The sequence below is a fragment of the Streptomyces africanus genome (genome assembly GCF_002150735.1).
GTDB classification, from domain to species: Bacteria; Actinomycetota; Actinomycetes; order Streptomycetales; family Streptomycetaceae; genus Streptomyces; species Streptomyces africanus.
The window spans coordinates 1-9,803 of the sequence record NZ_MUKA01000321.1 but is presented as its reverse complement, the minus strand read 5'-3'; the positions used below and the strand labels follow the sequence as shown (position 1 = coordinate 9,803).

The 9,803-nt window shown below is 72.9% G+C and carries 10 protein-coding genes and 1 pseudogene; 4 read left to right on the top strand and 7 right to left on the bottom strand.

The annotated features are described in order from the left end of the window. Positions 1–1,497, bottom strand: a pseudogene (locus CCL05_RS33290) (D-alanyl-D-alanine carboxypeptidase); the annotation flags it as partial. A gap of 236 nt (positions 1,498–1,733) precedes the next feature. Between CCL05_RS33290 and CCL05_RS33285 the strand changes: the two are divergent. The 3 genes from CCL05_RS33285 (at position 1,734) to CCL05_RS33275 (ending at position 3,922) form a co-directional block, all read left to right on the top strand. Further along, positions 1,734–2,489 (top strand): GOLPH3/VPS74 family protein, encoded by a 756-nt coding sequence (locus tag CCL05_RS33285; protein ID WP_086564380.1) that lies wholly within the window; start codon positions 1,734–1,736, stop codon positions 2,487–2,489. 177 nt (positions 2,490–2,666) lie between these two features. Further along, positions 2,667–3,524 carry a helix-turn-helix domain-containing protein gene (locus CCL05_RS33280; protein WP_086564379.1) on the top strand — a complete coding sequence of 286 codons (858 nt, stop codon included), beginning with the start codon at positions 2,667–2,669 and terminating at the stop codon, positions 3,522–3,524. Between the two features lie 206 nt (positions 3,525–3,730). Continuing rightward, positions 3,731–3,922, top strand: a complete 192-nt coding sequence (locus tag CCL05_RS33275) for a DUF397 domain-containing protein (protein ID WP_086564378.1) — start codon at positions 3,731–3,733, stop codon at positions 3,920–3,922. Between the two features lie 105 nt (positions 3,923–4,027). On the opposite strand, the gene CCL05_RS33270 is transcribed toward CCL05_RS33275, so the two are convergent. The 3 genes from CCL05_RS33270 to CCL05_RS33260 form a co-directional block, all read right to left on the bottom strand. After that, positions 4,028–4,906, bottom strand: coding sequence for a MerR family transcriptional regulator (locus CCL05_RS33270; protein ID WP_086564377.1), 879 nt, complete (start codon positions 4,904–4,906; stop codon positions 4,028–4,030). 69 nt (positions 4,907–4,975) lie between these two features. Continuing rightward, positions 4,976–5,479, bottom strand: a complete 504-nt coding sequence (locus CCL05_RS33265) for a glutathione peroxidase (protein ID WP_086564376.1) — start codon at positions 5,477–5,479, stop codon at positions 4,976–4,978. Between the two features lie 9 nt (positions 5,480–5,488). Next, complete coding sequence (locus CCL05_RS33260; protein ID WP_086564375.1) at positions 5,489–6,475, bottom strand: ArsR/SmtB family transcription factor; 987 nt, start codon at positions 6,473–6,475, stop codon at positions 5,489–5,491. A gap of 103 nt (positions 6,476–6,578) precedes the next feature. On the opposite strand from CCL05_RS33260, the gene CCL05_RS33255 reads away from it, so the two are divergent. Next, positions 6,579–7,766 carry an MFS transporter gene (locus CCL05_RS33255; RefSeq protein ID WP_086564374.1) on the top strand — a complete coding sequence of 396 codons (1,188 nt, stop codon included), beginning with the start codon at positions 6,579–6,581 and terminating at the stop codon, positions 7,764–7,766. Between the two features lie 65 nt (positions 7,767–7,831). On the opposite strand, the gene CCL05_RS33250 is transcribed toward CCL05_RS33255, so the two are convergent. The 3 genes from CCL05_RS33250 to CCL05_RS33240 form a co-directional block, all read right to left on the bottom strand. Then, positions 7,832–8,305, bottom strand: coding sequence for a MarR family winged helix-turn-helix transcriptional regulator (locus tag CCL05_RS33250; protein WP_086564373.1), 474 nt, complete (start codon positions 8,303–8,305; stop codon positions 7,832–7,834). Between the two features lie 36 nt (positions 8,306–8,341). Next, positions 8,342–9,040, bottom strand: a complete 699-nt coding sequence (locus CCL05_RS33245; RefSeq protein WP_086564372.1) for a hypothetical protein — start codon at positions 9,038–9,040, stop codon at positions 8,342–8,344. Between the two features lie 50 nt (positions 9,041–9,090). Next, the coding region (locus CCL05_RS33240; RefSeq protein ID WP_086564371.1) for an SAM-dependent methyltransferase at positions 9,091–9,803 on the bottom strand (713 nt) is incomplete at its 5' end.

Genomic DNA, 9,803 nt, shown 5'->3' with positions numbered 1-9,803 from the left:
TCCGGCCTGTGCACCGGACGCCGGCTTCCGCGTCGACGGATCGTCCAGCGGCTTGAGCGCGACGAACTTGCTGGTCCGCTCGGCTTCCTTCTCGGGTTCCTTCTCGGGCGCGGCCTTGGCGTCCTTGGCGGCCCCGCCCAGCTTCAGCATGGTGGTGGGCTGATCGACCGGGGGCCGCACGGCCTTGAAGACAGCGGTGGGCTGGTCGACGGGGGGTGGGGTGTCGCCCTTGCCGGTGTCGGAGTCGTCCGACTCGGGGGCGTCGTCGGTGTCGTCGGCGGGGGCGCTGTCCGCGGAGGCGGCCTCGGAATCGCCCGTGCCGCTGGTGGCGGAACGGTCCGCCTCCGCCTCGTCGGCCTCTTCCCGCCCGTCCCGGGCCTCAGCGGCGTCGTCCGGGTCTTCGGCCTCTCGGTCGTCCCGATCGTCTGCGTCGGCCTCAGCAGGCTTCTCAGGCTTCCGGGCGTCCGTGTCGGCCCCTGCGGCCTCTTCCGCCCTCTCAGCCGCCTCCTGGCCGTCCTCAGAGCCCTTGTCGGCGCCCTCGGCTGCCGCGGGCTCCTCGTCCTGGCCGGCCGACGCGACCCACGCGGCCACGGCGTCCCGCAGCCGCCCGTCACCGGCGGCGGCCGCAGGCTCCTGGGACTCCTCGGCACCGGCGTCCCGCTCGGCGTCGCCGTCGTCAGGCCTGGCGTCAGCCGTGCCGTCGGCGCCCGGCTTGGCGTCAGCCGCCGCCCCCGCGTCGCTTTTATCCCGCTCCGCGTCAGCGGTGCCCGCGTCACCGGCGTCACCGGCGCCCGGCTCGGCGTCAGCCGCCGCGCCTTCGGCGCCCGCGTCGCTCTCGTCCCGCTCGGCGTCGCCGTCAGGCCTGGCGTCAGCCGCCGCCCCCGCGTCGCTTTTATCCCGCTCCGCGTCAGCCGTGCCCGCGTCACCGGCGCCCGGCTCGGCGTCAGCCGCCGCGCCTTCGGCGCCCGCGTCGCTGTCGTCCTGCTCGGCGTCGCCGTCGTCCTGCCCGGCGTCAGCCGCCGAGTACGCCTGGCCCGCCTGCCGCTCGGTGCCCGCGCCGCTCACACCCTGCCCGGTGCCAGCGGCCGTGTCGGCCTCGCCGGCGTCCTTCTCGGCGTCAGCCGCCGCGCCCGCGTCGCTCTCGTCCCGCTCCGCGGCAGCCGTGCCCGCGTCGCCGGCGCCGCGCTCGGCATCCGCCACCGCGTCGTCCGCCTCGCCCTCGTCCCGCCCGGCGCCAGCTGCCCGCTCGGCGTCAGCCGATCGCTCGGTGTCCGGCGTCTCCGTCGGCTTCTCCGCCGTCCGGGTGGAGAGCACGCGGGTCGCCGTGTCGGCGCCGCCTCGCTTCGTGGACCTCTTCGTGTCCCGGGCCACCGCGAGGCGCGGGTCACGCTTGGGTGGGGCCTCGCTCCTGGCCTCGGGAACCGGACTCGCGCTCCCCGACGTCGGTTCTGCCGACGACTCGCGCTGCTTCGACCTGTCGGGGGACTCGCCCGCCACCGATGCCTCCTCCTCGCGCCGCACTCCCCGCGTGCGCGTACCGAACCGTGAACCGCCGCCCGTGACACCGCTCCAGGCGCTGTCCGAACCATGTACCAGTGTCCTGTGCGCGCACTGAACCCATCCGGTAGACGAGAACGACATACCTACTGGTTCCACTACGAACCGGTCACGCACCCTCGACAGACCAATGTGAGAGGGGTCACCCTGTCATTCATCCACGCGGGGAGGCATGGATGGGCAGGAGCCGCAGAACACTTCCGGAGGAGCTTCTGCTGCTGGCATTGGACCCGACCACGGGTACCACTGCGCAGCCGCAGTCGCTCGACCTCGGTCTGGCCGGAGCACAGCTAGTGGAGCTGGCACTGGCCGGACGGATAGCCCCAGACGGGGATCGTATCGCCGTGGTCGTACCACGGCCGACTGGAGATCCAACGTTGGACTGCGCGTTGGAGCTGCTGCGTAGGCGCGGCGCTCCCGTGCGGGCAGTGAACTGGATTGGCGGGCCGCGTCTCGGGCTCCGCCAGACCTACCTCTCGCATCTGGAGCGGTGCGGCATGGTGCATGCCGTGGCCGGCCAGATGTGCGGAGTGCTGCCGACGACTCGCTACCAGGCGACGGACACGGAGATCAGCCGGGAGATCAAGGCCCGGCTGGACTCGGCGATCCGCACCGGCGTCCCGCCGGACCCGCGGACCGCCGCGCTCGCCGCCCTGGCACACGCGGTCGGCCTCGGCAAGCACCTGTACCCGGGCAACGAGGGGCGTTCCTCTCGGTCCCGGCTGCGGGATCTGATCAGGCACGACCCCATGGGCGGTCTCGTCGCGCACGCCGTGATGGACGTCCAGAACGGCGTGGCGGCGCAGCCGCGCCGCAGCCCGGCCCCGTCCGGCCGTCAGGCCGCCGGCGGAGCCAGGTCCGCAGCGGAACCCGCCCGAGGCGTTCCGATGCAGCCGCGCCACGGGAGCATGGCGCGCGCCGTGGCCCACTGAGCCGCGGACCCACAGCACCACGCAGTACCCCCAGAACCCGGTCACGGGAGCCGCTGTCCGAACTGGCGTGTACCCGTCGCATATCCACCGTTTCCCAGCGGTAGGAAGCACCTTGGTGGCAGTCTGCTCAACAGCAGATACGCAAAGTAGAGGCACGCAGCCGGAGGTGCACGTCCCGTGGCGTCCAATGTCAATCCCACCGTCAGGCGGCGCCGGCTGGGCCAGGAGCTGCGCAGGCTCCGGGAGCTCAAGGGCATGACGGCCGAAGAGGTCGCCGAGCGGCTGCTGGTCTCGCAGTCGAAGATCAGCCGGCTGGAGAACGGCCGGCGCAGCATCAGCCAGCGCGACGTGCGCGACCTGTGCGGTGTCTACGAGGTCGAGGACCAGCGGATCGTCGAGTCGCTGATGCAGATGGCCAAGGACTCCCGGCAGCAGGGCTGGTGGCACGCCTTCGGGGACATCCCGTACAGCGTCTACATCGGCCTGGAGACGGACGCCGAGTCGCTCAGGGTCTACGAGCCCCAGATCATCACCGGCCTGCTGCAGACGCGTGCGTACGCCGAGGCCATCATCCGGGGCGGCTCGCCGGAGGCCTCGGAGGCGGACAACGACAAGCGCGTCGAGGTCCGGCTGCGCCGGCAGGGCCGTATCACCGCCGAGACGGACCCGCTGCGGCTGTGGGTGGTCCTGGACGAGGCGTCCCTGCACCGGACCGTCGGGAGCCGGCAGGTGATGCGCGAGCAGCTGGAGCACCTCATCGAGATGTCGCAGCTGCCCCACATCACCGTGCAGGTGCTGCCGTTCGAGGTCGGCGCGCACGCCGGCATCAACGGCCAGTACTCGATCCTGGAGTTCGCCGACGCGGCCGACTCCAGCGTGGTGTACATCGAGGGCGTGACCAGCGACCTGTACCTGGAGAAGCCGCTCGACGTGCAGAAGTACACGGTGATGTACGAGCACCTGCGCGCGCAGTCGCTGAACGTGGACCAGTCGCGGCAGCTCATCGAGCGCCGGGCGAAGGAGTACGCGCGCTGACCGTCCGTGGCGCGCCATGGCGCGGGACCTTCCGTCCGGCAAAGTGCGGGATGTTACACCCCTGACACGCCTGACTGGAAGTCTCCCCTGGAATATGCCATCCAGTCGAGTGAATGACTGCTCCGACCGAGGATGTTGGCGAGTAGCGTCGATCACGCCAACCACCAGCAAGGGTTGGCGTAAACGCAACTGGCTACGGAGCGAACATGGCAATTCGTCTGGGCGCCACGGAAACGTGGACGACGTCCTCCTACACCAACAACAACGGCGCCTGTGTGATGGTCAGGTCGACCGTCGAAGAGGCCCTGGAGCTCGGGGACACCAAGGTCCCCGAGGGCCCCAAGCTGGCGTTTCCCGCCGACGCGTGGAGCGCCTTCGTGGCCTCGGTCAAGGCCTGAGCCACCGCTCGACAACAGCACAAGCACCACCGAAGAGCCCTCTCGACCAGCCTCGCCGTCCTTGCCGAGAGGGCTCCGCTTGTGCCCGCGGGCCCCTGAGGGCGATCAGCCCACCGGGAACGCCACGTCGCACACCGGGTCCTCGGCTCCCGCCGCGTCCCAGTCCGCGAAGTACAGCTCACGGCACGGACCGGTCGCGGTCAGCCCCTCGGCCGCCATCCACTCCTCCACCGCCTCGAACGCGGCCAGGATCTGCGGGTGCGCCACCTGCGCCTTGGCGATCCGGGTGTACGCCAGCCGCCGGGCCGGCTCCACCCGCACCGCCGTCTCCCACGCCCGCCCGTGCCGCTCCGCCCACGCCCGTGCCGCCGCCTCGTCGGCGACCGGCACGCACGCCTCGGCGGGGCCGTCGCTCTCCATCGACACCTCGGCGTGGTAGGCGACGTACGGCACCCCGGCCACGCCCCCGCATTCCCGGGCCGCCGCCTTCAGCCGGCCCAGCGAAGCGCCGATCCACGCCGGCAGCTCGTCCGCCAGCGTGTGCCGCTTCTCGGTGATCACCACCTGCGCGGGCACGTCCACCGTCAGAATCGCGAACTTCTGGTACATCTCGGAGCTCCTCCCCGACAGTCGTCCACGGAGGTACTCGGCGAGCGTCCGCTGCCCCGCCAACCGCGCCTCGACATCCGCCCAGTACGCGCCGAGCAGCACGGCCGCGCTCGGCCCGTCGCCCGCCGCGACCACCTCGGCGATCCGGGCGAGCGGCATGTCCAGCTGCCGCAGCATGGCCACCAGCCGGGCCTGTTCGACCTGGCCGGCGCGGTAGTAGCGGTAGCCGGTGGCCTCGTCGACGTGCGCCGGGGACAGCAGCCCCAGCCGGTCGTACAGCCGCAGGGCCTTGGCCGACAGCCGGGCGCGCGTGGCGAACGCCCCGATGGTGAGCAGGTCTCGGTCCGGTACGTCCACCACCGCATCCTCCGTCATCGGGCGGCTCTTCCGCCCGATGACGAGGAGGCTCGGCCCTGCCCCAGGGGCAAGGTCAACGGGGCCGTGTCAGGCCAGCTGCGCCTCGATCGCCGCCACGAGCTCCGTCGCCTCGGGCTCGGTCTGCGGGGAGAAGCGGGCCACGACCGTGCCGTCCCGGCCGATCAGGAACTTCTCGAAGTTCCAGCGGATGTCCCCGCTGTGCCCCTCGGCGTCGGCGAAGCCGGTCAGGCGCTCGTACAGCGGGTGCCGGTTCTCGCCGTTGACCTCGACCTTCTCGGTCATCGGGAACGTCACGCCGTAGGTCGCCGAGCAGAACTCGGCGATCTCCTCGGCACTGCCGGGCTCCTGCCCGAGGAACTGGTTGCAGGGCACGCCGAGGATGGTGAAGCCGCGCTCGGCATAGCGCTCGTGGAGCTTCTCCAGCCCGTTGTACTGCGGGGTCAGGCCGCACTTGGAGGCCACGTTCACCACCAGCACCGCCTTGCCCGCGTACTGGGACAGGTCGGCGGAACCGCCCTGGAGGGCACCGATCTCGACGTCGAGGGGAGAGGAACCGTTGCTAGTTGTCATGAGCGGATGCTAACTCCGGCCGGTGCCGGCCCGGCCGGTTCCGGCCTCCACCAGCACCTGCCCCGCCGCCGTCCGCGCGTACAGCACGGACCGGCCCGCGCGGCGCCGCTCGACCAGCCCGGCGTCCAGCAGCACCCTCAGATGCCGGCCGACCGAGCCGAGGCCCTGGCCGGTCACGGCGACCAACTGGCTGGTGCTCATCGGGGAGTCGAGAAGGACGAGCACACCGGCCCGGGCGGCCCCGAGCAGTGCGCCGAGGCTTGCGGGCACGGTCCGGCCGCCGGGGTCGGCGAGCACGCCCGCGCACGCGTAGATCACCGCGTACCGGTCGGGCTCCTCCCAGGACGCCCAGCCGGTCTTCGGGGTCACCGGCACGAACAGGAGCTCGGCCCCGGAGATCTCGCGGGGCGGGTACTCGTGCAGATTCACCTGGAGCCGGTTGTCGCCCAGCCACCGGGTCCGGCCCGGTCGCAGCGTGTCGAACGCCGCCGCCCAGCCGCCCCGGCTCACCTGCGCGGTACGGGCGACCACGTCCGCCTCCAGCACCCGCCGGCGCCGGTCCCAGTCCGGCCGTACGGTCTCGGTCCAGACGTACGTCAGCAGGCCGGCCGCGCGCTCGGGGAGGTCGTCCCGGTCCAGGGCGGCGGGAAGCGGGCCGGCGAGGGAGGTCCGCAGATGGGCGCGGGCCTCGGCGGGGCGGGCCGCCCGCACCCGTGCCACCCCTTCCTCGAAGGTCTCCCGGTCTCTCGGGGTGGGCGTGAGGAAGTCGGCGATCCAGGACCGGCCCAGCCCGGCGCGGACGAGCAGCGCGGTCACGGGGTCGGCGGCCAGCCGGGCCCGGTAGCCGGGCAGGTGGTCGCGCAGCCAGGCCCGTTCGCCCGGGTGGGTGGGTGTGCCCCGGTGCAGCGACTGGAGGCAGGCGAAGGTCTCGGCGAGCGGGGAGAGCAGGAACCGGCTTCCGGCCAGGGTGTCGGCGTTGATCTGCCACCAGCCCATGGGCACCCCCCGATGTTTCGCACCTGCGATGTTTCGCACCTGCGACGTTTCGCACCTGCGCGAAACAATAACCACGCGGTCCGGGCCACCGGAGACTCCCCGCATGCGCAGTTACCGCGAACTGTTCCGTACCCCCGAGTTCACCCCGTTCTTCCTGGCCGCGTCGGCGCAGACGGTCGCCCAGACGATGGGCGGACTGGCGCTGGGCACCCTGGTCTACCGGGCGACCGAGTCGCCGCTGCTGTCCGCGGTGAGCATGTTCGGCGAGTCGCTGGTACAGGTGCTGGGCGCGACGCTGCTGCTCTCGGCGGCCGACCGGCTGCCCCCGCGCGCGGCCCTGACGGCCCTGCCCCTGGTCTTCGCGGCCGGCACGGCGGCCCTGGCCCTGCCCGGATTGCCGATCTGGGCCCTTCTCGCGATCGTCCTGGCCATGGGGCTGGCGAAGTCGGTGGGCGGGGGAGTGCGCTGGGGCCTGCTGAACGAGATCCTCTCCAAGGACGGCTATCTGCTGGGCCGCTCGGTGTTCAACATGATGAGCGGCCTCATGCAGATCGCCGGATACGCGACCGGCGGCGCGCTCGTGGCCCTGCTGTCCCCGCGGATCTCCCTGCTGGCGTCGGCCGCCCTCTACGTCCTGGCGGCCGTGGTCGTCCGCCTCGGCCTGACCAGCCGCCCGCCCCGTACGGCCGGCCGCCCCTCGGTGCCGGCGACGTGGCGCGCCAACGCCCTGCTCTGGTCGTCCGCACCCCGCCGCCGGATCTACCTGGCCCTGTGGATCCCGAACGGCCTGGTCGTCGGCTGCGAATCCCTCTACGTCTCCTACGCCCCCGACTCCGCCGGCACCCTGTTCGCCTTCGCGGCGCTCGGCATGCTGGCCGGGGACGTCCTGGTGGGCCGCCTGGTCCCACCGCGCCTGCGCCCCCGCCTGGGCCACCCCCTCCTGCTGCTCCTGGCCACCCCGTACCTGCCCTTCCTCCTGCACCCGCCCCTCCCGCTCGCGGCAGCCGCCGTCACGCTGGCCTCGGTCGGCTTCGGCGCGAGCCTCGTCCAGCAGGAGCGCCTGGTGGCCCTGACGCCCGACACCCTCACGGGCCACGCCCTGGGACTGCACTCGGCCGGCATGCTCACGATGCAGGGCGTGGCGGCGGTGCTCGCGGGCTCGGTGGCCCAACTGACCTCCCCGGCGGGGGCGATGACGGCGATGGCGACGGTGTCGGCCGGGGTGACGCTGGCGCTGATGGCGGCGGCGAGGCGGGAGCGGCGGGCGATGGCGCCGGTGGCTGGGTATTGAGCTGTTTCGGTGGCAGGTCCGCTACTCGGCTGTGGCGGGTCCGCTACTCGGCTGTGGCCGGTCCGCTACTCGGCGCCGGGCACCCGCTCGGCTTCCACGAACACCGCGGGAACCTCGTTGTCGGCCACGACCCGCGACAGCAGGACGGCCAGCCGCTCCCGTTCTGCGCCGCTCAGTCCGGACGGCAGGGCCTCCACCCGGCGGCAGGTCTCGGCGTGGAACTTCCCGGCGAGCGCGGCGCCTTCCTCCGTCAGCCCCACCCGCACGGCCCGGCCGTCGCGCGGGTCGGCCTCCCGCCGCACCAGTCCGCGCCGCACCGTCCGGTCCACCAGCCCGGTCAGGCTCGACTTCGCCAGCCCGAGCATCTCGCCGAGCTCGCCCATCCCGTACGGCTGCGGCATCAGCACGCAGAGGAGCTGCCCCTGCTGGGGTGTCAGCCCGTACGCCCGGCCGGCCTCCGCGTACACCCCGTCCACCAGGAACGCCGCCCGTACGAGCGCGGCGACCACCCCCACCGGCCCGGTTGCCCCTTTCCCCATCCGGTCAGCGTACCGACCGGTAGGTCCCCGCGCGGGTCACTCCTCGTCCTGGGCACTCTCCTCCGGGGCGCCGCCCTCGATGAGCCGTTCCGCGATGTCGTCGGCCCACTCCTGGGCCCAGCGGCGGAGCCCGGCGACGGCCTCGGCGTCGAGGCCGTGGGCGGTGAACGCGCTGTCGTCGAGCCAGTCCGTGCCGGTCAGCCGGGCCTGGAGGTCGGTGAGGTCGAAGGGCTCGGGGGTGTGCCGGCGGCCGAGCTCCTCCAGTTCGGGGTGGCTCCAGCGGGCCGAGGCGGCGTGTACGTCGACCAGGTCGCGGGCGAGCCCGCGGTCTGCCAGGTCCCGCACGCGGGTGCCGACCAGGTCGTCGAGGGAGAGGGCCGGCCCGAGCCCGGTCGGCACGGGCGGGCGCCACAGCACCTCCTTGCGGACGCCGACCTCGTACGCCTCACCCGTCGCCGCGTCGGTGACGAGGAACTGGGCGGACAGCGGCTCGCTCTCCCGTGTCTGGACGAGCCAGCCGCGGGCCACCAGCCCCGTCCGTACGGTGTCGGCGATGCCGTCCATCCCGGCGGGGTGCTCGGTGGCGACGTCCACGCCCCGCCCGCCCCTCCGCACCAGCCCGTGCGCCAGCACGGCGTACCCGCCCGCGAGGACGAGGCCGTACGCCTCACCCACCGCGAGGAGATCACCGACGAGCCGCCGGACGGGCTCGGGGGCGGGGGGTGGTGCGGACATGTCCTTGATTATCGCCGGGTGGCCTCTCAGGGGCGCGGGGAACTGATCCCCTACGGTTTGCGGCCCACGCCGCAGTACGCGTCCACACCACCGGCGTCGACCTCGGCGGGCTCCGCCCGCCACTGCGGCACCCGTACCACCCCCGGCTCCACCAGCTCCAGCCCGTCGAAGAACCCGGCGATCTCGGCAACCGGCCGGACGTGATACGGCACGGCCCCACTCGCGTTGTAGGCCTCCGACGCGGCGATCATGCCCTCACTCGTCGCGGTGCTGTCGCTGATCACCAGGTGGCTCCCGGCCGGCAGCCCGGCCATGAGCCGCCGCACCAGGTCCCGCGCCTGCTCGTGGTCGGCGACATGCCCCAGCGTGTTGAGGATCATCAGGCCGACCGGCCGGGACAGGTCGAGCGTGCCCGCGGCGGCCTCCAGGACCGCCTCCGGGTCGTACAGGTCGGCGTCCAGATAGGCGGTCCTGCCCTCGGGCGTGCTGGTGAGCAGGGCATTGGCGTGGGCCAGCACGATGGGGTCGTTGTCGACGTACACGATCCGCGAGTCCGGTGCCACGCGCTGGGCGACCTCGTGCGTGTTGTCGGCGGTCGGCAGCCCGGTGCCGACGTCCAGGAACTGCCGCACACCCTGCTCGACGGCCAGGTACCGGACGGCCCGGCCCAGGAACCGGCGGCTCGTGACCGCCACGTCGACCAGGCCCGGGAAGATCGACTTGATCTGGTCGCCGATCTCGCGGTCGACCTCGTAGTTGTCCT

Coding starts and splice junctions, on each gene's coding strand:
- CCL05_RS33255 (WP_086564374.1), top strand. CDS start 6,579: ATGCGCAGTTACCGCGAACTGTTCCGTACCCCCGAGTTCACCCCGTTC.
- CCL05_RS33250 (WP_086564373.1), bottom strand. CDS start 8,305: ATGGGGAAAGGGGCAACCGGGCCGGTGGGGGTGGTCGCCGCGCTCGTA.
- CCL05_RS33260 (WP_086564375.1), bottom strand. CDS start 6,475: ATGGGCTGGTGGCAGATCAACGCCGACACCCTGGCCGGAAGCCGGTTC.
- CCL05_RS33275 (WP_086564378.1), top strand. CDS start 3,731: ATGGCAATTCGTCTGGGCGCCACGGAAACGTGGACGACGTCCTCCTAC.
- CCL05_RS33285 (WP_086564380.1), top strand. CDS start 1,734: ATGGGCAGGAGCCGCAGAACACTTCCGGAGGAGCTTCTGCTGCTGGCA.
- CCL05_RS33265 (WP_086564376.1), bottom strand. CDS start 5,479: ATGACAACTAGCAACGGTTCCTCTCCCCTCGACGTCGAGATCGGTGCC.
- CCL05_RS33270 (WP_086564377.1), bottom strand. CDS start 4,906: ATGACGGAGGATGCGGTGGTGGACGTACCGGACCGAGACCTGCTCACC.
- CCL05_RS33245 (WP_086564372.1), bottom strand. CDS start 9,040: ATGTCCGCACCACCCCCCGCCCCCGAGCCCGTCCGGCGGCTCGTCGGT.